Source organism: Tistrella arctica (assembly GCF_039630945.1).
Classification (GTDB): domain Bacteria; phylum Pseudomonadota; class Alphaproteobacteria; order Tistrellales; family Tistrellaceae; genus Tistrella; species Tistrella bauzanensis.
The window spans coordinates 65,842-87,243 of the sequence record NZ_JBBKTV010000008.1; the positions used below are offsets into that span (position 1 = coordinate 65,842).

Annotated in this window: 21 protein-coding genes and 2 tRNA genes; 11 read left to right on the forward strand and 12 right to left on the reverse strand. The window is 66.4% G+C overall.

From position 1 onward, the window contains the following. Positions 1–184: 184 nt before the first annotated feature. From WG924_RS18645 to WG924_RS18670, 6 genes are all read right to left on the reverse strand, one after another. Positions 185–307 (reverse strand): hypothetical protein, encoded by a 123-nt coding sequence (locus tag WG924_RS18645; RefSeq protein ID WP_345934607.1) that lies wholly within the window; start codon positions 305–307, stop codon positions 185–187. A gap of 20 nt (positions 308–327) precedes the next feature. Continuing rightward, positions 328–798 (reverse strand): hypothetical protein, encoded by a 471-nt coding sequence (locus WG924_RS18650; protein WP_345934608.1) that lies wholly within the window; start codon positions 796–798, stop codon positions 328–330. A 99-nt stretch (positions 799–897) separates the two neighbouring features. Beyond that, the gene (locus WG924_RS18655) at positions 898–1,068 is read right to left on the reverse strand and encodes a hypothetical protein (protein WP_345934609.1); all 171 of its coding nucleotides are present in this window, start codon (positions 1,066–1,068) and stop codon (positions 898–900) included. Between the two features lie 197 nt (positions 1,069–1,265). Then, positions 1,266–1,350, reverse strand: a tRNA-Leu gene (locus tag WG924_RS18660). Between the two features lie 57 nt (positions 1,351–1,407). After that, the gene (locus WG924_RS18665) at positions 1,408–3,072 is read right to left on the reverse strand and encodes a malonyl-CoA decarboxylase domain-containing protein (RefSeq protein ID WP_345934610.1); all 1,665 of its coding nucleotides are present in this window, start codon (positions 3,070–3,072) and stop codon (positions 1,408–1,410) included. Between the two features lie 137 nt (positions 3,073–3,209). Next, positions 3,210–4,796: an NAD(P)H-hydrate dehydratase gene (locus WG924_RS18670; protein ID WP_345934611.1), complete on the reverse strand. Its 1,587-nt coding sequence runs from the start codon at positions 4,794–4,796 to the stop codon at positions 3,210–3,212. A gap of 201 nt (positions 4,797–4,997) precedes the next feature. Here WG924_RS18670 and WG924_RS18675 point away from each other — a divergent pair, with 201 nt between their 5' ends. After that, positions 4,998–5,399, forward strand: a complete 402-nt coding sequence (locus WG924_RS18675; RefSeq protein WP_345934612.1) for a hypothetical protein — start codon at positions 4,998–5,000, stop codon at positions 5,397–5,399. A 4-nt stretch (positions 5,400–5,403) separates the two neighbouring features. After that, entirely contained in the window at positions 5,404–6,057 is a 654-nt protein-coding gene (locus WG924_RS18680) for an endonuclease/exonuclease/phosphatase family protein (protein ID WP_345934613.1), read from the forward strand. 133 nt (positions 6,058–6,190) lie between these two features. Here WG924_RS18680 and WG924_RS18685 read toward each other — a convergent pair. Together WG924_RS18685 and WG924_RS18690 are read right to left on the reverse strand one after the other, a co-directional pair. Then, positions 6,191–6,267 (reverse strand) — tRNA-His (locus WG924_RS18685). A gap of 50 nt (positions 6,268–6,317) precedes the next feature. Then, positions 6,318–7,523, reverse strand: coding sequence for an aminotransferase (locus WG924_RS18690; RefSeq protein ID WP_345934614.1), 1,206 nt, complete (start codon positions 7,521–7,523; stop codon positions 6,318–6,320). Between the two features lie 432 nt (positions 7,524–7,955). Here WG924_RS18690 and WG924_RS18695 point away from each other — a divergent pair, with 432 nt between their 5' ends. Together WG924_RS18695 and glnA are read left to right on the forward strand one after the other, a co-directional pair. Beyond that, positions 7,956–8,294, forward strand: coding sequence for a P-II family nitrogen regulator (locus tag WG924_RS18695; protein ID WP_014745508.1), 339 nt, complete (start codon positions 7,956–7,958; stop codon positions 8,292–8,294). A gap of 239 nt (positions 8,295–8,533) precedes the next feature. After that, a complete protein-coding gene (gene glnA, locus WG924_RS18700) occupies positions 8,534–9,943 on the forward strand; it encodes a type I glutamate--ammonia ligase (protein ID WP_188582517.1) in 1,410 nt (469 codons plus the stop codon). Between the two features lie 185 nt (positions 9,944–10,128). Here the strand turns inward: glnA and WG924_RS18705 are convergent, their stop codons facing one another. Beyond that, on the reverse strand, positions 10,129–11,067 hold the full coding sequence (locus tag WG924_RS18705; protein ID WP_345934615.1) for a DMT family transporter: 939 nt from the start codon (positions 11,065–11,067) through the stop codon (positions 10,129–10,131). Between the two features lie 149 nt (positions 11,068–11,216). Here WG924_RS18705 and WG924_RS18710 point away from each other — a divergent pair, with 149 nt between their 5' ends. Then, positions 11,217–12,179, forward strand: a complete 963-nt coding sequence (locus WG924_RS18710) for a LysR substrate-binding domain-containing protein (protein WP_345934616.1) — start codon at positions 11,217–11,219, stop codon at positions 12,177–12,179. Here the strand turns inward: WG924_RS18710 and WG924_RS18715 are convergent. After that, positions 12,127–12,567 (reverse strand): acyl-CoA thioesterase, encoded by a 441-nt coding sequence (locus WG924_RS18715; protein ID WP_372045109.1) that lies wholly within the window; start codon positions 12,565–12,567, stop codon positions 12,127–12,129. The two genes, WG924_RS18710 and WG924_RS18715, sit on opposite strands and share 53 nt — an antisense overlap. 110 nt (positions 12,568–12,677) lie before the next feature. Between WG924_RS18715 and parE the strand changes: the two genes are divergently transcribed. The 6 genes from parE to WG924_RS18745 all read left to right on the forward strand — a co-directional run bounded on the left by parE (position 12,678) and on the right by WG924_RS18745 (position 19,866). Next, positions 12,678–14,657: a DNA topoisomerase IV subunit B gene (gene parE / locus WG924_RS18720; protein ID WP_345934617.1), complete on the forward strand. Its 1,980-nt coding sequence runs from the start codon at positions 12,678–12,680 to the stop codon at positions 14,655–14,657. 123 nt (positions 14,658–14,780) lie between these two features. Then, positions 14,781–15,344 (forward strand): hypothetical protein, encoded by a 564-nt coding sequence (locus tag WG924_RS18725; protein ID WP_345934618.1) that lies wholly within the window; start codon positions 14,781–14,783, stop codon positions 15,342–15,344. Positions 15,345–15,409: 65 nt separating this feature from the next. Further along, positions 15,410–16,033: a hypothetical protein gene (locus WG924_RS18730; protein ID WP_345934619.1), complete on the forward strand. Its 624-nt coding sequence runs from the start codon at positions 15,410–15,412 to the stop codon at positions 16,031–16,033. A gap of 30 nt (positions 16,034–16,063) precedes the next feature. Beyond that, positions 16,064–16,717 (forward strand): hypothetical protein, encoded by a 654-nt coding sequence (locus WG924_RS18735; protein WP_345934620.1) that lies wholly within the window; start codon positions 16,064–16,066, stop codon positions 16,715–16,717. Positions 16,718–17,141: 424 nt separating this feature from the next. Continuing rightward, on the forward strand, positions 17,142–18,503 hold the full coding sequence (locus WG924_RS18740) for a protoglobin domain-containing protein (protein WP_345934621.1): 1,362 nt from the start codon (positions 17,142–17,144) through the stop codon (positions 18,501–18,503). A 124-nt stretch (positions 18,504–18,627) separates the two neighbouring features. Further along, positions 18,628–19,866: an alpha-D-ribose 1-methylphosphonate 5-triphosphate diphosphatase gene (locus WG924_RS18745; RefSeq protein WP_345934622.1), complete on the forward strand. Its 1,239-nt coding sequence runs from the start codon at positions 18,628–18,630 to the stop codon at positions 19,864–19,866. 64 nt (positions 19,867–19,930) lie between these two features. Here the strand turns inward: WG924_RS18745 and WG924_RS18750 are convergent, their stop codons facing one another. Then, a complete protein-coding gene (locus tag WG924_RS18750; RefSeq protein WP_345934623.1) occupies positions 19,931–20,644 on the reverse strand; it encodes an alpha/beta fold hydrolase in 714 nt (237 codons plus the stop codon). Positions 20,645–20,717: 73 nt separating this feature from the next. Then, positions 20,718–21,311 carry an isochorismatase family protein gene (locus WG924_RS18755; RefSeq protein ID WP_345934624.1) on the reverse strand — a complete coding sequence of 198 codons (594 nt, stop codon included), beginning with the start codon at positions 21,309–21,311 and terminating at the stop codon, positions 20,718–20,720. Positions 21,312–21,402 lie beyond the last annotated feature (91 nt).

The following is a 21,402-nucleotide window of genomic DNA, read 5'->3' on the forward strand; positions in this document are numbered from 1 at the left end:
CAGGCCGGTCAAGACATTGGCGCGGGCGCCGGCCGGCATGATGACGGTCAAAGCCGTTTGGCACCCGGCCGGTCGCAGTTCAAGAACAGATCCCGACCAGGTGGAACCACCTGGTCGGGTGAAGATGCTCGATAAACGAATAGCTTAGAGTGGTTTTCGTGAATCAGATGACACGAAAGTCACTCTAGCCGGCAGCCATCAGCAGGTCATGCACAGTCATGAATGGCGGCAGTTGGTTGTCGCGCACCACCAGCCCCGAAATCGTCGCCATCGGCGCCAATCCGATCATCGGAGGATCGAGCGCCATCTCGACGTGGTCGACAACGGTCAGGCCGGAGACGGAGATGCGACCTGCACCACATGACGAGGGATCACCTCGGGATGCCCTTTGTCGAGACAGAGATCCTTCAGCAGGTTGGTGCGGAACGCGATGTTCCAGCAGAGACCATCCACCGTCAGCAGATCCTGCTTCACCCGCTTGACGTGATTGCCATAGATCATGTTTCCGGCAATGCGGATATTGTCACCACCACTGATGTCGAAGACCGGATTCAGGGCAAATGAATGAATGATGGTGTTGCCAGAGAACACCGTCTCGTTGGTCCCGCCCTGAAACATCCGGTAGTTGGTATCGACACAGTTGCCGATGAACAGCAGGCCATGCATGTACTGGGCGTCGGCATGAATGTTCCGCACCAGGTACCCACCACGGCCGCCGTGAAACCGGTTGTCGCGGATGATGTAGGCCCGGATGCCGGAGCGCAGGGTCTGGTCGCTGTTGCTACCTGGAACGAACACGCCCTCTGCCGGCCACCCCATGTCGATGGCATGCGTGAAGAACGCGGGGCTGCAACCCTGAACGTTGAGACCGCGCCCGATGATCCGGCATGGTGTTGATCAGCGCACATTGCGACCGCTGGCAAGCGCCGCCTCCACCGCGAGGGCATCGTCGGTAGCCGCACCAAAATCTTCCGGGCTGACGACGTCGGCGAGTTTGCCGGTCAGGATACGGCTCACAGAGCCGGTATAAGGCGCAAGATAGGTGACATCGTTCGAAGAGCTGGGCATGGGTTCCTCCATCGGCCATGATCGATCTCAGCACGTTCGCGCATGCATTGATCTCCCGCGACAATGCCCTTCCAGCTCTACACAACTCAATTGTGCGCATGCTGCAACTTATTGCAACATGCCAAGCCGCCTTCCCGCAATATTCTGCCGCATCGCCCCGTTCCACTTTCGAGCGACACGCACTGTATTGATCTAATTGGTGCGGACGGTGGGACTCGAACCCACACACCTGTCGATACGAGAACCTAAATCTCGCGCGTCTGCCAGTTCCGCCACGTCCGCGAACCGGCCGAGCATATAGCACGACCGGCCAGCCGGCTGCCAGTGGCCCGTGAGCGATCAGCGCAGCAGGCCGCGCACAGCCGATCCGGCCCGGACGTCGCGGGCGCCGGTATAGGCCTCGTGATTGTCCTCGATCTCGCCCTGCTTGTAGAGATAGTTGACCATCATGCCGGCCGACTGGCGCAGGCCCTTGTCGCTCATATCGGCGCGCCAGTTGATCCGCTCCACCCGGGCGCCATTCGACAGATGGAAATGCGCGACACCGTCGCGGGCGCGGTTGCGGGCTTTCTCCTGCGTGATATAGCGCGCGGCCAGCCGGGTCAGCGGCAGCTTCAGGGCGTCTGCAAGCGCCGGCTCGGAGGGCCAGTCGCATGCCAGCGCCCGGGCCAGCGGATCGGTCCCCTCCGCAGCCGGCAGGGCCTTGCCCTCGGCACCAACCGTCAGCCTGGACAGCGCCGTGCGCAGCCGGCCCCGTTCGGTATCGCTCAACAGGCCGGCATCGCCCGCGGCCAGCCGCTCGTCCAGCCAGGTGCGGAAGCCGGGGATCGGCGACAAGGTGGCGAAGGTCTTCAGCCCGGGCAGATCATGGGACAGATCCTCGACCACCCGCTTGATCAGGAAATTGCCGAAGCTGAAGCCGGCAAGCCCCTTCTGTGCGTTGGAGATCGAATAGAAGATCGCGGTGTCGGCGCTGGCCGGGTCGCCCGTGGGGGCCGCTTCATCCAAAAGCGTGTGAACGTTGTCGGCCAAGCCTTTGACCAGCGCCACTTCTACGAAGATCAGCGGTTCGCGCGGCATCTTCGGATGGAAGAAGGCATAGCAGCGGCGATCGCTTTCCAGCCGGTTGCGCAGATCCGACCACGAGCGGATCTCGTGCACCGCCTCATACTCGATCAGCTTTTCGAGCAGCGCCGCCGGCGCGTCCCAGGTGATGCGGGTCAGGTCCAGAAGGCCGATGTCGAACATGCCCGACAGTACCTCGCGCAGCTCATGCTCCATCCCCCGCAGCGCAGGTGCACCACGGGTCAGCGGCAGAAGGTCGGCCCGCAGGTCGACCAGGAACTTGACACCCTGTGGCAAGCTGCTGAACTGGCGAAGCAATCTTGCCCGGGGACTGACCAGCGTCTCGCGCAGCCGTTCCAGCGCCTCCACCCGCGCCGACGCATCGGCCGCATCCCGCACCGTTGCCATGGCCGTATCCAGGGCTTCGCGCGGCACATCGAATTCGCGCGCCAGAACGGTGAGAAAATTAGCGCGTCCGGTCTGATTGAGGCCAAGATAGACCTGCCCCAGTTCCGCCGTCCGCGCCCGCGCGGAGACCTCGCCGCCCGCCGCGTCCAGCGACTGGCGGATCAGGCCGCGGATGCGGTCCAGATCCTCGGCCGGCAGCGCCGGACGGATCGGCGCCCCGATCCGCGCGCGCGCCTGCTGCGACACGTCGCGCCACAACCGATTCAGGCGGTCGAGGGTCCGATCGAAGAAGCCGGCGCCGTCCGAGCCCTCCTCCGGCACGCCATCGCCCTCGACAACCTGCCCGGGAAGCGCCGGCGGGCGCACCGTCACCGGCACGGCGACGGTCATCTGCCTGATCGTCTCCCCAGGCGGCACCGGCGCGGCGCCACTGGTATCGGCCGTCTGCAGTGCCGGGGCCTGAACGCCGGTGGCGGCGCGGACATTGGTGGACCGGCTGGATGCGGCGGAGGGTGCTGCGGTCTCGGTCACGGAGGCTCTCCACTGTTGGCGCACCCGCCCCATCGGACGGGCACCTCTCCATGATCAGGGATGCGGACCCGGGCGTTCAAGTCTTGACAGCGCGCCGATGTGTGAAGCGTGCATGACGCCCGGCGATCCGCCGCGGATCAATCGCCGTCAAGCCCGAAGCCCAGCGCGTCCAGACCATCATCATCCGACGGCGCCACCGCCTGCAGAACCCGCGGCAGCATGCCGGCGATGTCTTCAGCGATCATCCCGCGCGGCAGCAGACGGGCGGCGGCGCCATGCAGCCAGACGGCCGCGGCCGCCGCCTCGAACGCGGCCATGCCCTGGGCCAGAAGGCCGCCGGCGATGCCGGCCAGCACATCGCCCGCCCCCGCGGTCGCGAGCCGCGCCGGCGCATTGCCGTTGATCGCCAGACGCCCGTGAGCCGGCGCACCAGCGTCATCGGGGCCGGCAATCACCGTGTCGGCGCCCTTCAGTACCACGACAGCGCCGCAACGATCCGCCGCGGCGCGCACCCGCTCGATCCGGGTGCCGCCATCCGCCGCTAGATCGGGGAACAGCCGGCCGAATTCGCCGTCATGGGGGGTGATCACGATACGCGCTCCGCGAGCGGTGGCCGCACGGATCTGGCTGAACAGGTCGGCGGCGCTGTCTTCGAACGCGGTCAGGGCATCGGCATCCAGAACCAGCGCCGGAAGGCATGCGATGGCCCGGCGCACCCAGTCGCGGGTCAGCGCGTCCACACCCTGCCCGGGCCCCAGCACGGCGGCCGCGACCCGCCGGGTCTGCAGCATCCGCTCGAACGCCTCGGGCGTCGGCACCACCCGCGTCATCACCGCCGGGTCGGTGCCGGCAAAAATCGACATCGCATCCGACAGGCAGGCAACCGTCACCAGCCCTGCCCCGGCCCTGAGACCGGCATGCGCCGCAAGCCGGGCGGCACCGGCGGTTTCGGGTGGTCCTCCGGCCACCACCAGATGGCCGCGGCGATATTTATGGTCGCCGGCCGCCGGCGCCGTCAGCGCGGCCTGCCAGAGCGGCGGGCGATTGATCGCGATTCGTGGCCCGATCGGTCGCAGAACCGCCGGCGGGATACCGATATCGGCAATCACCAGCCGGCCGCGCAGATCGCGCCCGGGCAGCAGCCAGTGGCCAGGCTTCGCCCGAAAGAACGACACGGTCAGCGCCGCCCTCACCGCCATGCCGCGCACCTGTCCGTCATCGCCGGAGACGCCGCTGGGGACATCGACGGCCACCACGGGCAGATCCAGCACCTGCACCAAAGACAGCAGCCGCGCCGCCTCGCCATCCACCGGCCGCGCCAGTCCGGCGCCGAACAGCGCATCGATCACCACCGGTGCCGCGGCATCACTATCGGTCGGCTTCAGCCGGTCTTCTGCCTGCGAAAGCGGCAGCACCCTGCCCGTCCAGCGGTCAGCCGCCAATCGGGCATCGCCGGCCAGCCGGGCGACGGCCACCAGCGACAGGATATCGACCGGCCACCCGGCCTCGGCCAGAACGCGTGCCGCGACCCAGCCGTCACCGCCATTGTTGCCGGGGCCCGCCAGCACCACCACGCGCCTGGGTTGCGGACCGAAGGCAGCGACGACTTCGCGGGCCACGGCCTGCCCCGCCGCCTCCATCAACGCAGACCCCGCGATGCCGCCCGCGATGGCGGCCCGGTCGGCGCGGCCCATCTCGTCGCAGGTGAGCAGTTCATATGACATCGGTCAGGTGCCTTCCTTGCGGATGAAGCGGGCCTTGCGGATGAAGCGGGTCGATCGGCTGCTTGAGACGGACATACCTGCAACAATCGTCGCCGGTGGGCCGCTGTCGCATCTTCCTCATGCCGGCCGGCTTTGACAAGAATTGTGCCCGCCACATAAAGTCGTTGAACACATATCCCAACCCGCGGAGGCCACGGAACGATGGCGACCATACCGCCCTGGAGCGTGAAGGGTGTCGACCGCGACACCCGCGAGATCGCCAAACGAGCGGCCCAGGCCAGCGGGTTGACGTTGGGTAGCTGGGTCGCGGATGCGATCCGCACCTATGCCGAGGCCCAGGCGGTCCATACGGCCGAGATGACCGGCGATGAGATGGTCTCGGCCGGCGACATGCCGATGCCCCGCCCGGCCTCGCGCCTGGCGCTTTCGGTGCCCGACGACGCGGCCACCATCGATGATGGCCGCGTCGCGGCGCTCGAAGACCGCGTGGCCCGGCTGGAAGCCGATGTGGCGGAACACCGCGAGCGTTCGGAACATGCCCTTGCCGATCTGGCGCGCGGCTTCGTGGTCCTGGCCGATCGCACGGGATCGCCGGTGAAATAACGCCATGCGGAGCCCGGCCCTGCGCATTCTGGTGTGGAACCTGAAGCGCCCGGATCAGCGGCGGTTGGCGGCGGTCGCGGATGTGGTCGCCACCCAGGGGGCCGACCTGCTGATCGCACAAGAGGCCTGCGCATGGCACAAGGACGCCCTTGTCGACCATCTGGGCGGCATTGCCGCGTTCACGCCGGCCTTCCCGCGGCATGACGGCTGGGAAGGCCATCTGCTGTGGCGCCGCCAGCCCGGCACGCGCCAGGATGGTGATGGTGATGGTGATGCCGGCCCCGTTCAGCGCCTGGCGCTGGGCGGCTGGCCCTGGCCACGGGTGGCACAGGTATTCCGGCTATGGCCCGGCGGGCCGGTGGCGGCCGGTGTGCAGCTCTCTCACCCCCGGGGCGCTCAGCGCCGGCAACTGGCCATCGTCGCCGGTCATCATCCGATGCTGATCGCCGGCGATTGCAATCTGGTGGGGCGGCTGCGGCTGCCGGGCTATCGCGATGTCACGCCGGCCACCGGCAGTTTCCGGCTTGGGCCGGTGCGGCTGAGGCTGGACCGGGTGCTGCTGCGAGACGATTGCAGTGGCGTCGCGGTCGATCACCTGCCGCATCAGGGCCTGTCGGATCACGACGCCCTGCTGATCCGGCTGAACGCCGGCGCCTGACCGCGCAGCCGTCCATGCCCGCCAATCCTCAGTTTCGAACGACAAACGGCGCGAACCCTGGCAGGGCCGCGCCGTCTGCATCATACCGTCTCCGGTTCAGTCCGCCCGCATCATGGTGACCCATGAGGGGGAATGGGGCGAGTGATGGGAATTGAACCCACGGCCTCCAGAGCCACAATCTGGCGCTCTAACCAACTGAGCTACACCCGCCACCGAAGTGCCGCTTCTCTAATATGCCGCGGCCCTGCCGGTCAAGGGCTTTATGCGCCGACAGCGGCAGTTTGCGCATCGGCACAGGTGAAGCCACCGGCGGCAAAGAACCGCTCCAGGCGGCCAACGGCCTCTTCCAGCACGCTTTCCCGCTTGCAGAAGCAGAAGCGGACGAAGTTGCGGATATCGCCCGCCTGATAGAAGGCACTGAACGGCAGGCAGGTGACACCAGCCTCGATCGTCAGTCGGCGGCTGAACTCGGCATCGTCCATCTCGCCGACCAGCGGCCGGATGTCGGCGCCGATGAAATAGGTGCCGTCCGCCTTCAGCACATCGAAGCCCACCCGGCGCAGGCCATCGGACAGAAGATCGCGCTTGGCGGCCAGGCCGGCGGCCAGATCGTCGAAATAGCTGCGATCCATCGACAGCCCGTGCGCCACCGCCTGCTGCAGGTTCGGCGGCGTGGTGAAGGTGAGAAACTGGTGTGCCCGGCCGAGCGCCGCCGCGATCGGCGCATCCGCCACCAGATAGCCGACCTTCCAGCCGGTCAGCGAGAAGGTCTTGCCGGCCGACCCGATGCGGACCGTGCGCTCCCGCATGCCCGGCAGGGTCATCAGCGGCGTGTGCCGGCGGCCGTCGAACACCAGATGCTCATGCACCTCGTCGCAGACCGCGATCGCGTCATGCGCCTTCACAAGATCGGCGATGAAGGCCAGATCGTCATCGCTGAACACCTTGCCGGTCGGGTTCATCGGCGAATTCATCACCAGCATGCGGGTCTTGGGGCCGAATGCCGCCGCCAGCGCCGCGCGCGGCAGATCCCATAGCGGCGGCTCCACCCGCACCAGCCGCGGCACGGCCCCGGCCAGCTGAACGATCGGCAGATAGCTGTCATAAAGCGGCTCGATCAGCACCACCTCGTCGCCGGGATTGAGCAGGCCCAGCAGAGAGGCGGCCAGCGCCTCGGTGGCCCCGGAGGTGATGATCACCTCGCGCATCGGATCGACATCCATGCCATAGAAGCGGCGGTCATGGGCCGCCACCGCACGGCGCAGCTCCGGGATGCCGGCCATCGGCGGGTATTGGTTATAGCCGTTCATCAATCCCTCGGCCGCGATGCGGCGGACCTCTTCCGGCCCCTCCCAATCGGGGAAGCCCTGCCCCAGATTGACGGCGCCGTGTTCCTGCGCCAGCGCGCTCATCACGGTGAAGATGGTTGTGCCATAGCCTGAGAGGATCTGATTGGCGAACTGCACGGTGTTTTCCTGCTGAAGCCCGAACCCGATATATTTCAATCGCCGGTTGGATTGACGAAAGCCTGAAGCCGCAGGATCGCAGAAGCCACCGGGGGCGACAAGGGCGCTGCACAGATGCTGGCACCCCTGCCTGTGATTTAGGCAGCCTGTGCCTGTCTTTTAGCCACCAATCCTGCTAGTCTCGGCCCGCATTTGGAGCATTTGCGGCATTGTCCATGATGTACCAGAGACTTGGACAAACTGGCACGCTCCGTGCAAACGATTGCCGGTGTGGGTGGTGCGCGCCACCTGCCGGTGACGGCACGGCGCGACCGCGCGCAACCGACACCCCCGCCCCGGACCTTGACGCCCGGTTCATGACGACGCGATCATGACCACGGCCGGCCCGGTTGTTCCGGCCCATGCGCGCGACTGACGAGAGTAGCCGCCGAGATGAAGAAAATCGAAGCCATCATCAAGCCGTTCAAGCTCGACGAGGTGAAGGAGGCGCTGCACGAGATCGGCCTTCAGGGCATGACCGTGACCGAGGCCAAGGGCTTCGGGCGCCAGAAGGGTCACACCGAGCTGTACCGTGGTGCCGAATACGTCGTCGATTTTCTCCCGAAGGTGAAGATCGAGATCGTGGTCGGCGATGCGCAGGTCGAGCGGGCGATCGAGGCCATCCAGCAGGCGGCCCATACCGGCCGGATCGGCGACGGCAAGATCTTTGTCACCCCGGTCGAGGATGCGATCCGCATCCGCACGGGTGAGCGCGGCAACGACGCGCTCTGACCCCCGCGTCACCCGCCCCCCGCGTCACCTGATGGCCGGGCCAGCTTCCGCCGTCACCATCGCGGATGAAGATTTACCTGCACCGCATACAAACGGTGCCCTATGCTTGAGTTCTCGGCCTGCCCCCGCAGACGCCTGACGGCGGGCCGAACGGTTGGTGTGTCCTCGTGCCATCTCGTTTCAGAGAGTGCCCGGGACCACCGCAGTCCAGCCAAGCCATGCAACAGGCAGGATAGAAAATGTCGGACGCGAAGACTGTCCTTGAACAGATCAAAGAAAACGAAATCAAGTTTGTCGATTTCCGTTTCACCGACCCGCGCGGTAAGTGGCAGCACACCACCTACTATGCCGAGGCGGTGGACGAGGGCACCTTCGCCGATGGCGTGATGTTCGACGGTTCGTCGATCTCGGGCTGGAAGGCGATCAACGAGTCGGACATGATCCTGATGCCCGACTGCTCGACCGTGTTCATCGATCCCTTCGCAGCACAGCCGACCCTGGTCGTGACCTGCGACGTGCTGGAGCCGTCGACCGGCCAGGGCTATGATCGCGATCCGCGCTCGACCGCGCTGCGTGCCGAAGCCTATCTGAAGTATACGGGCGTGGGCGACACCGCCTATTTCGGTCCCGAACTGGAGTTCTTCCTGTTCGACGACGTCCGCTTCAAGGTCGGCATGTTCGGCGCCTCTTACGAGGTCGACGAGCTGGAGCTGCCCTCGAACAGCGGCCGCAGCTATGACGAGGGCAACACCGGCCATCGTCCGAAGGTCAAGGGCGGCTATTTCCCGGTGCCGCCGGTGGACAGCGCGGCCGATATCCGTGGCGAGATGCTGGAGCAGCTTAAGGCCGTGGGCATGACCCCGGTCCTGCACCATCATGAGGTCGCCCCGGCGCAGCACGAGCTGGGCACCGGCTTCGGCACCCTGACGGCCACAGCCGATGGCGTGCAGAAGTACAAGTATGTGGTCCACAACGTCGCCCATGCCTTCGGCAAGACCGTCACCTTCATGCCGAAGCCGGTCTCGGGCGACAACGGCTCGGGCATGCACACCCACCAGTCGATCTGGCGGGATGGCAAGCCCCTCTTCGCCGGGTCGGGCTATGCCGACCTGTCGGAAATGTGCCTCTATTACATCGGCGGCATCATCAAGCATGCGAAGGCGCTGAATGCCTTCACCAACCCGTCGACCAACAGCTACAAGCGCCTGATCCCGGGTTTCGAGGCCCCCGTGCTGCTTGCCTATTCGGCGCGCAACCGCTCGGCCTCGATCCGCATCCCCTATGTCGCGAGCCCCAAGGGCAAGCGCATCGAGGTTCGCTTCCCGGATCCGACCGCCAACCCCTATCTGTCCTTCTCGGCCATGCTGATGGCCGGCCTCGACGGCATCGAGAACAAGATCCATCCCGGCGAGGCGATGGACAAGAATCTCTATGACCTGCCGCCCGAGGAACTGAAGGACGTTCCGACCGTCTGCGGCTCGCTGCGCGAAGCGCTGGCAGCTCTCGACGCTGACCGTGAGTTCCTGAAGAAGGGCGACGTGTTCACCGACGAGCAGATCGATTCCTATATCGAGCTGAAGATGGAAGAGGTCTATGACTGGGAGCACACGCCGCATCCTGTGGAGTTCAAGAACTACTACAGCGTGTGATCTCTGAGTGTTTGATCGCGCCGGCGTAAGGGTTGCAGAGCGAGGAGCGGGGGCCTTCGCGATGTGATCTGCTGGTGACGGTCGACCGACGGGGCCGTCGTCTTCGTTCTTCGGAACGAGACGGCGGCCTCGGCGTTTCCGGACGTGCTTTGTGCCCGGACATATCTCGTGCCGGGACGTGTTCTTCAGGGGCGCTGCCTGCGACCACTGCGGGCCAGCCAGATCCCGCCCGCCAGGATCAGCGCACCGCCGGCAAGGGTCGCCGGGCCCGGCTGCTCCGCGAACAACATCCAGCCGATCAGCGCACTGAAGACGATCCAGGTGTAGCGCACCGGGCCCAGAGTGGCGGCATCCGCCAGCCGGTAGGCCTGAATGTTGCAGGTCTGACCGATGATCGCCACCGGCCCCAATGCCAGAAAGCCCAGCAGCCAGAGCGGCGGCAACGGTGCCCAGACCAGCAGCGCCGGCCCGCCCAGCAGCATGGCGCCGAACAGGTTGACATAGAACAGCACCACCAGCCGGGTTTCCGACCGTGCCAGCGTCTTGATCATGATGCTTTCGATGGCGATCAGCAGCGCGCCTGCCAATGCGATCAGGGCGGGCGCCCACATCGCTGGCGTGAACCGCACACCATCGCCACCGCCGAACACCACGACGAGGGCGCCGGCAAGACAGAATGCGCCACCGGCCCAGCGCGCGGGGGGCATCCGCTCGCGCAGCAGCACCACGCCCAGGCACACCGTGAACAGCCCTTCCAGCAGGCCGATCGCGGCGGCATTGGCAACCGGCATCGCCGTTGCCCCATGGATGGCCGCCATCCCGCCCAGCCCGCCGCACCCGGCACGCAGGGCATGCAGGGCCGGCTGTCGCGTGCCCATCATGCGCCAGCGGCGGCCGAGGCTGATGGTGATGATCACCGTGATCAACCCGCCCAGATAGCGCAGCCACATGATCTGAAGCGCGGGCACCAGCCCGCCGGCCAGTTTGCCCGACATGAAGATCATCGCAAACAGCACCACCGCCAGAACCGCCCAGCCGATACCGCGGGTATCGTCGGCAACCGGCATCACCAGCGGCGGCACAGGCCGCCCGCCATCCGGCGTGGTTTCAGTCTCGGTCGTCATGATGTGTCGCTCGCTGTTCCGAAGGCATGGCACCTGCCATCCCCGCACCATTCAGGACTTGCCGTCGGAATCATCCATGCTGCATGCTATATCGGTCCAATGCCGAAATGATGGCCGGCTATGCGTTTGTGATATGGGAGGGGCGCGTGATGAAGATCGCCATGCGCCAGCTCGACGCCTTCATGGCGGTGATGACCGTCGGCACGGTGACGGCGGCGGCCAGTGTGCTGAACACCTCGCAGCCGGCGGTGACGCGATCGCTGCGGCAGCTTGAGGATGCCACCGGCCTGACCCTGTTCGCCCGGGTGCGTGGACGGCTGGAGCCGACGGCCGAGGCCCGCGACCTGATCGAGACGGTGCGCGACAGCTATGCCGGCCTGGACCGCATCGCACAGGTGGCTGAAAATCTGCGCAGGCGCCGCACCGGACATCTGCGCATCGGGTGCCTGCCAGCCTTTGCCCAGGGCTTCATGGCCCGCGCCATCGCCGATCTGCTTGGTCGCCATCCCGGCATCAGCCTGACCGTCACGCCGCTGCTGTCGTCGGATGTGATCAAGGCGACCCGCAATCGCGCGGTCGATATCGGGATCGCCGCCTATGAGCTGGACGTGTCGAGCCTGGAGACACAGGCCTTCACCGCCTGCAATGAGGTGGCGGTGATGCCGGCCGGCCATCCCCTGGCGGCGCAGGCGAGCGTCTCACCACAGGATCTGAGCCGGTATCGCCTGGTGATGCTGGCCGCGGTCGACCCGTACCGTCAGCGCCTGGACCGGCTGCTGACCGCGCATGATGTCGTGCCCCACGGGCTGGTGGAGACGCCGACCAGTTCAGCGCTCTGCGCCATGGTGGCGCAAGGAATCGGCATCGGTGTGGTCAACCCGCTGACTGCGCTGGATTTTCTGACAGACGGGCTGGTGTTGAGACAATTCGCGCCCGCCCTGCCCTTCGTGACCACGCTGCTGCGCAGGCCCGCCGAAACCGCCCCGCCGCTGGTGGCGGCCTTTCAGGCGGTGCTGGAACAGCGGCGCGATCAGGATCTGGCGCGGGTTTCGGGGCTGCTCAATCGGGCAGCGGACGCGGACGACCCTCGCCATCCACCGCCACGAAGGTGAACACCGCCTCGGTCACCAGTTCCTCGTGCACGTCGGCCAGCGTGGTCCGCCGGCGCTGCACCCAGGTGGCGACGTGGAAGCGCATCGAACTGCGGCCATGGCCGGCGGCGGAACAATAGATGCTGACCACATCGCCTACCCGCACCGGCTTGCGGAAGCTCATGGCATCCACGGCAGCCGTCACCACCCGGCCGCGGGCGCGCTGACTGGCGGCGATGCCTCCGGCGATGTCCATCTGCGCCATCACCCAGCCGCCGAAGATGTCGCCCGACGGATTGGCGTCGGCCGGCATGGCGACAGTCCGCAGTTCCGGCTCTCCGGTGGGGCGCATGGAGGTGCCGGCTTCCGCGTCGTCGGTGGCGCGGCCCGTCTGTTCAGGCGGGTTCATGTGGCATAGCCTCCTCAGACTCGGGTTTTCGCACCACAACATCGCGAAGCACGACGTGACATCGACTGTAGCCCTTGCCGGTGATCGGCGCGATTCCTATAATCCGCGCCATGTCAGATCTCTTCGACAGCGACGCGGCCGGAACCGGCAGCACAGGGTACTCGGCGGCCGATATCGAGGTGCTTGAAGGCCTCGAACCGGTTCGCCGGCGGCCGGGCATGTATATTGGCGGCACTGATGATCGTGCACTGCACCATCTGGCCGCCGAAATTCTCGACAATTCGATGGACGAGGCGGTGGCAGGCCACGCGACCCGCATCGAGGTGTCCCTACAGGCAGATAACACCCTGATGGTCCGCGACAACGGTCGCGGCATCCCGGTGGATCCGCATCCGAAATACAAGGACAAGTCAGCCCTGGAAGTGGTGCTGACCACCCTGCACGCCGGCGGCAAATTCAACGGCAAGGTCTATGCGACATCGGGCGGCCTGCATGGCGTCGGCATCTCGGTGGTGAACGCCCTGTCGGACAAGATGGTGATCGAGGTCGCGCGCGATCGCAAATTGTGGTCGCAGGAATATTCCCGTGGCCGGCCGCTGGCGCCGCTGGCCCTGAAGGGGGCGGCCCCCAACCGCCGCGGCACCACGGTGTGGTTCCACCCCGATCACGAAATCTTCGCCGATCTGCGCTTCAAGCCGGTAACGCTCTATCGGCTGGTGCGGTCGAAAGCCTATCTGCATCGCGGGGTCGAGATCCGCTGGGCCTGCGACCCGGCGCTGATTGCCGCCGACGGCGAGGTTCCGGCCGAAGAGACCCTTCACTTCCCCGGCGGCCTGGCCGATTTCCTGGCCACCCTGGTCGACGGGCCGACCGTGACCCCCGAGGCCTTCACCGGTCTGGTGGAAAGCGAGGGCCAGTCGAAGATCGACTGGGCGATCACCTGGCCGCTGGAAGGCGCCGGCTACACCTCGTGGTATTGCAATACGGTGCCGACCCCGCTTGGCGGCACCCATGAACAGGGCCTGCGCGCGGCGCTGACCAAGGCCCTGCGCGCCTTTGCCGAAATGTCCCAGAAGCAGGCGCGTGCCGCCAAGCGGGCCCAGCAGATCACCGCCGACGACATCCTGGGTGGCGCCGTGGTGTTGCTGTCGATCTTCATCCCCGATCCGCAGTTCCAGGGTCAGACCAAGGACCGTCTGAGCTCGGCCCCGGCCACGCGGCTGGTGGAGAACGCGATCCGCGACCGGTTCGAACACTGGCTGACGGCCAATCCTGCCGCCGCCAACGACCTTCTGGCCTTTGTGCTGGACCGGGCCGAGGAACGGTTGCGCCGCAAGGAAGAGAAGCAGGTCGGCCGCAAGACGGCGACCCGCCGGCTGCGTCTGCCCGGCAAGCTTGCCGACTGCACCCGCGACGAGGCCGACGGCACCGAATTGTTCCTGGTCGAGGGTGACTCGGCCGGCGGATCGGCGAAACAGGCCCGCCGGCGCGACACCCAGGCGGTGCTGGCCCTGCGCGGCAAGATCCTGAACGTCGCCAGCGCCTCGATCGACAAGATGAAGGCCAACCAGGAAATCAACGACATCATCCTGGCGCTGGGCTGCGGCACCGGCCGCGAGTTCAAGGTTGCGGATCTGCGCTATGAACGCATCATCATCATGACCGATGCCGATGTCGACGGTGCCCACATCGCGTCGCTGCTGATGACCTTCTTCTATCGCCAGATGCCGTCGCTGATCGACAATGGCCATCTGTATCTGGCGGTGCCGCCGCTGTACCGGGTCGCCAAGGGGGGCGATACCGCCTATGCCCGCGACGATGCCGACCTCAAGCACCTGCTCGACACCCGGTTCAAGGGCGGCAAGACCGAGATCAGCCGCTTCAAGGGCCTGGGCGAGATGCCGGCACGGCAGTTGAAGGAAACCACCATGGCGCCTGAAACCCGCACCTTGCTGCGGGTGGCGGTGGAGCCCGGCAGTCGCCTGCTGGTGGCCGAACGGGTGGAAACACTGATGGGTAAACGGCCCGAGAAGCGGTTTCAGTTCATTCAGGAAAATGCCCGCTTCGTGACGGAAGCCCTCGACGTCTGATCCGGAAAGGCCGATCCTCGACGGTAGAATATGGAAGCGGTCTCCGCTCGTCATCAATGAGTGTACATCATGCGTATCATGCCCGGCATCCTGTGTTTCACTGGCAGGCCAGTGGGGCGCAAGATGGCCGGATATAGGGCATGCCTTGCCGCCGCCCTTCTGATATCGGTATCGGCATGTCGTGACGAGGTGATCGTCGTCGAAAGCGTGTCCCATGCCGGCTGGGTCAGCGATACCGACATGCGCATGATGCTGGCGCATACCCCGCTTCAGGTGGTGGTGCGTGGCACGCTGCCCGGCTTCAACACGCTTGCAACCGAAGCCGCCGTGGTCAACGGGGTCAGTCGCGCGCTGAACCGCCCTGCCGGCAGCGTGGTCGTTCTGGCCAATCAGGGAACCGCGCCCCATATTCTGGTGCGCTTCGATCCGCCGCTCGCCAACACCGCCGATGTCTGCGTGGCCGATGCCGTGGAGCCGGCGGACATGATGCCGGCATCGGCACCCGATGATGGCGCCACCGTTGTGCGTTGGCGGATCAGCATCTGCAATGGCCGCAACATGGCGGCCACTGCCACGGCAACAGCGCCCATCGACCTGCATGTCGTCTCTCCGCTGGAGGATCTGACGGCGCAGTGTCTGGTGCTGATGCGCAACCCGCGCGAGAATGAGCGACGGCGCGGAACCTGAACTGCGGCGGCGCCCCCGAGACCGGGCCTACGGTTTGCCGATCATCCACGGCCGAGGTGACGATCATGACAGAGACGACCTTCCGCCCCGACGCCGGCCGCCATCCGGGTCATCCCCGCCGTGCAATCCTGGTGGCGGGCATCACGGCGGCCGCTCTGACGCTCAGTGCCTGCACCGGCAGTGCCAACCGCATTGAAAGCGCACGCCGCGCGGGCTGGGCGATGCAGCAGGATGTCACGGTTTTTCTGGCCGGCGGGCCGCCGATTGTTGTCGAGACCGGACCAATCGCCGCCGTCGGACACACTCTGACCGACGACAAACTGGCCGACGCCGTCCGCCGCGCCATCGGACGGCCACTGCCCCGGGCAATGGCGCCGACACCGGAACAGGCACGGCCCGATGGCGCCTATGTGCTGCTGAGCGACCAGCCGACGGCGCGCTGGAGTGCTGCCTGCGACCGGCGCATCGCAACCGATCCACGGCCAGAGCCGGTCGTGGCGACGGACAGCGCAAGGCCGACCGGCGGAACAGTTCGCCTTCAACTGGCGTTCTGCACCGGCACCGGCGAGACGCTGGCTGCCGCGACCGTGGCCGCGGGCAACCCTCTGGCGCTGGATCAGGGCCTTGGTCAGGCGGTGATCCTGGTCAGTCAGCCGGGAGACTCCGGCACCAGACACGGTGGCCCCTGATCGGGAGCCGCTCCAGACGGAGAGATTTTCATGACGTCACGATCGATAGGGCGGTGCGCAAGCGTGGCGGCACTGGTGCTGCCGGTCCTGGCCGCCTGTGCCGGCCAAGGTTTCAGCCGCGTCGAAAACCCGTTCTTCAGCAGCTTTTACGACCGCAGCGCAGTAGACCGAGCGTTTCGCGATACAAAAATGCCGGTGGTCATCGCCCGGCCGCTCGGCGGCATCGAGGCCTCGACCGGCGAGGATGTCGTTCTGGAAGCCCTGGAACGCGGCTATCCCCGGCAATCGGCAGGCTTTACGCGCGTCGCCCCGCCCGAGGGGACGGTGCCGGACGGTTATTATCTGGTGGTCCAGCCGGACGGCAATGTGACCAACCGCCCCGATGCCTGCACGCCACGCGCCATCCACATGACCGATACCGGCGCCCCCCCGCCTGCCGCCGCCACGGCGCCGTCCGACATACCCCATCAGATCGGCCTCGCAATCTGCTATGGCGACAGCGCGGTCAGCGTCACCCAGGGCTCCATGGTGCCGGAGACCGCGAATGCCGCGGGTTACGCGCCCTTGTTTCAGGCGCTGTTTCACGCCATGACGCCGTTGCGCAACCCGATGCTCGACAATGGGTGTATCGGGTTCTGCAACGATGCACGTCTGCCATCAATCCCGACAGGGCGCCTCGGATAACGGTTCCGACAGCGCCCTGTCCGAGTCCATGGCCGTCGGACCGGCCGATGGCGACGCGTCTCCTGGCCAGACGGCGCGCGTCCAGCAGGTGCTCGTGACCGGCCATTATGGTAGCCGTCATATGGCCCCACCCGACATTCACCGGTTGCGCGCCAGGGATCACATGACATCGGGAACGGCGCATGTCTTTCCACCGCCATATCTGTTAATATTTACGCCACGAATTCATAGAGAAATGTAGTACAAATGAAACCGACATTCGTCACATTAGATACCTAAACGCCACTCGATGATCGCTGATCCTTGTTCGCCACGGCTGATTCTGTCGATTTTCGCCGGGCCATTTACCCTTTGCTAAGAATTGTGACAGTAGATTGGCGACGAACTTTAGCGTCTAGTGATGCGCGCCATAAAAAGGCTGGTCATGACCATGGCAACCTCATCTTCCGGTACCGCCGAAGCCTGGGACCGGCTCGCATTCATGCGTCTCGACGAGACGGCCAAGGCCGATCTCAGAACCTTGAAGCCGTTCCTGGAAAAGCATCTGCCAGTGGTGCTTCAGGCATTTTATGAGCATCTGCGCGGCTATCCGGAGCTGGGCCGGATGTTCGACGGCAACAGCGGACAGAACCGTGCCCGCGATGGCCAGTACAGGCACTGGCTCGTCATCGCCGACGGCCGCTTCGATGACATCTATGTCAGTTCCGTGCGCCGGATCGGCGAAACCCATGCCCGGCTGGGCCTGGAGCCGCGCTGGTATATCGGCGGCTATGCCTACATCCTGTCGGGGCTGATGGACCGGCTGACCCACGACATGGAACGTGGGCTGTTCGGCCGGCGCAACGACAGGCTTGCCCGCTATGGCAGCGTGCTGATCCGAGCGGCGCTGCTCGACATGGATCTGGCGATCACGGTTTATCTGGAACGTGGACGGGCCGAGAAGGCCGAAGCTCTGCGCAGCCTGGTGGACACTTTCCGATCCAACGTCGGCACCATCGTCGACAGTGTCGGCGACGCGGCGGTGGCGATGCGCGACACTGCCGGCCGGATGTCGACCAATGCCGACCAGACCAGCAGCAGTACCGATACCGTCGATATGGCGGCCTCGGATGCCAGCCGGGCCGTCGCCTCTGCTGCGGCCGCCACCGAGGAGATGAGCCAGACCGCCGGCGAAATCGCCCGCCAACTGGAACGGATGAAAACGCTGTCGCGAGATGCGGTCGACCATGTCGATGCCGGCCGGGTCGCCATGAGCGAGTTGATCGGCGGTGCGGAAAGCATCGGCCGGATCGTGACCCTGATCCGATCCGTCGCCGAGCAGACCAATCTTCTGGCACTGAACGCCACCATCGAGGCGGCGCGCGCCGGGGAAGCCGGCCGCGGCTTCGCGGTCGTGGCCAACGAGGTCAAGACCCTGGCAGGTCAGACCCAGAAGGCGACCGAAGAGATCAGCGCGCAGATCGATCAGATCCGCAGCACCATCACCCGGGTCGCCGGCACCTCCGATGCAGTGGCCGCCGCCATCGCGGCGCTGGATGGCACCACGACCACCATCGCCGCCTCAACCGAGGAACAGACCGCGGCCACCCGCGAGGTCGCCCATGCCACGGCCGATGCGGCCAGCGCCACGCACCAGGTGTCGGACATCATCGCCGGCGTCGGCAGCGCCGCGCGCGATACCGGCAGCGCCGCTCGCCATGTGGTCGAAGCTGCATCGGCACTGGACCACGAGTCACGGCATCTGCGCAGCGAAGTGGATCGTTTTATCGGCAGTGTGAAACAGTAGATCGTTCACAGGAGTTTCACACCCGCCCGCAGGGGCGGCATCCTATTGTGCGGCAGCATCGACCCGTCGGGGTCGTGGAAGATCGACCCGTCGGGGTCGTGGACCGCATGAAGGACGACAGGATATGCCGACGCCGACCACCGCCCAGGCCATGACACCGGGTAGCATCGAGATCCGGGGCCGCCGGCTGTTGATCGACGGCCGCGAGCCACGTCCCGGACGGGTTGTGATCACCGGCACGCAGATCACGGTGGCGGCGGGCAGGCCGGCCACCTCCACCACGGCCGATGGTGCCGACGCGACCGCCACGGCGACCGGCCGTGTGCTGGATGTGGGGGATCTGCTGGTCACGCCGGGCATGGTCGATCTTCATGGCGACGCGTTCGAGCGCCAGGTGATGCCGCGCCCCGGTGTCCACTTCCCGACCGATCTGGGGCTGATCGATACCGACCGCCAGATGGCGGCGCTGGGCATCACCACTGCCGCCCATGGCATCACCGCCTCCTGGGAACCGGGCCTGCGCAGCCTGGACGCCGCCGAGGCACTGGTCACTGCCATCCGGCGCCTGCGGCCGGAGCTGATGGTCGATACCCGCATTCACCTACGCCATGAAGTGGCCAATGCCGCAGCCGTACCCCGGATCGCCCGCTGGATCGCCGATGGCTGGATCGACCTTCTGGCGCTGAACGACCACCTGCCGGATTTCATCGCCATGCGCGCACGCCCCGAAAAGCTCGCGGTCGCGGCGGGACGCTCGGGCCTGACGACAGCGGCATTGATCGCCCGCATCGACCAGCTTGCAGCCGACCGCGATGCCCAATGGGCCGGCGCACGCGGTCTCGCGGACGCAGCCCGCCAGGCCGGCGTGCCGCTGCTGTCGCATGACGACGTCGATCCGGCGATGCGATCCGCCAACCGCGCCATGGGTGCCCGGATCGCCGAGTTTCCGCTCGACCTTGCAACGGCGCGCGCGGCGGTGGCAGCCGGCGATGCGGTGATGGTCGGTGCTCCCAACATCCTGCGCGGCACCAGCCATGCCGGGCGGCTCGACGCACGCACCGCCATTGCAGAAGGCGCCGCGACGCTGATCGCCAGCGACTACAGCCACACCGCCATGCTGGCCTGTCCGTTTGTCCTGGCGGCATCGCAGCGGCTGACGCTTGGCCAGGCCTGGCATCTGGTGTCGCAGGCCCCGGCACAGGCGGCCGGGCTCGACGACCGCGGCCGTATCGCCGATGGCCTGCGGGCCGATATCGCGATGATCGACGACCGCGACCCGACCTGCCCGCGCGTGGCGCTCACCATTGCCGCCGGCCGGGTGGTCCATGCCGATGCCACTGGCGCCGCCCTGCTCTGCCAATGATCCCGACTCTGCCAGTGATCCCATCTCTGCCAGTGATCCCGGCACCGCCCGGGCGGTCAGACCCTCAGAAGGTCAGGCGATCCAGCCAATCCGCCAGACCCGTCACGGCTTCGTCGGGCTTCTCCATCGGCGGCAGATGACCGCAATCCTCGACCACCCGCAGCATCGCGCCAGGGATGGCGGCGGCCATCTCTTCGGCCAGCGGCAGCGGCGTCAGGGCATCATCACGCCCACAGACCACCAGCGTCGGGCAGGCAATGCGCGACAGGTCGCCCCGCCCGTCGACCCGCCCGATGATCGCTTCTTGCTGGCGGACGAAGGCCGCCTGCCCCACCCGCTCGGCCATGGCCATGATCCGGCCGGTCAGGGCATCGTCGCTCAGCCGGCGTTCATGGATCAGCATCGGCAGCAGTTTCGGGGTGACGCCCTTGAACCGGCCACGCCCGGCCAGATCGATCAGGGCACGGCGGCGCAGCTTCTGGTCGTCGCTGTCGGGGCGGGCCGAGGTGTCGAGCAAGGCCAGACCGATCACCCGCTCCGGCGCCTGGCGCATGATTTCCTGCGCCACATAGCCGCCCATCGACAGCCCGGCCAGGGCGAAGCGGCCGGCGGGCGCCTCGTCCAGCACCCGTGCCGCCATCGCCGACACGCTGTCATCGCGGGTGAGATCGGCCACGGTCATCTGCGCCTGATCGGACAGGCCGGTCAGAACCGACGCCCACAGATCATGGTCGCACAGCAGACCGGGCAGCAGCAGCAGGGGCAGGCGATCAGACATCGGAGCGATCTTTCCGCGGGCGGGACTGGCAGTGACGACGAGGCGGAGGCCGCCCCGTCTGTGGATCGGTGGATCAGCGGATCAGCGGCAGCACCGCTTTGAAGCGGTCGTCGCCCGCATGCTCCAGCCATTCGAACAGCACCATTTCGGTCGAGACGATCTCGACGCCGTGCGATGCCATCCGGCTGAGTGCCAGCGCATGATTGGCCGGCGCGCGGCTGGCCACGGCATCGGCCACCACCGCAAGCTGCAAGCCGCTGCGAGCGGCGTCAAGCGCGGTCTGCAACACGCAGACATGAGCTTCCGTGCCGCAGACCACCAGACGGCGACGACCGGATGCGATCACCCGGTCGCGAAACGCGGTCTCATTCCAGGCCGAGAAGGTGATCTTGGGCAGCGTCTCGCCCGGCAGCAGACGGCCGGCGATGACATCGATGGTGGCGCCAAGCCCTTGAGGATACTGTTCCGTCGCAATCACCGGCACGCCCAGCGCACGGGCGCCATCGATCAGCCGGCCGGCGGCGGCGAGCGCTTCGGGCCCGCCGTTGATCGCCGGCATCAGCCGGGCCTGAAGGTCGATCACCACCAGCAGGCTGTCGGTGGCGGACATCAGCGGGCTTTCGGGGCGGGGGCGGCTGGATGGCCTGCGGGGACTGACGGTGGTCAAGTGCTTGCCTCCTTGGAAATTCTGACCGGTGACTGTGATTGACTTGGGCGCCATGGCGGTTATATATGGCCCACACGTGTGAACATCGACA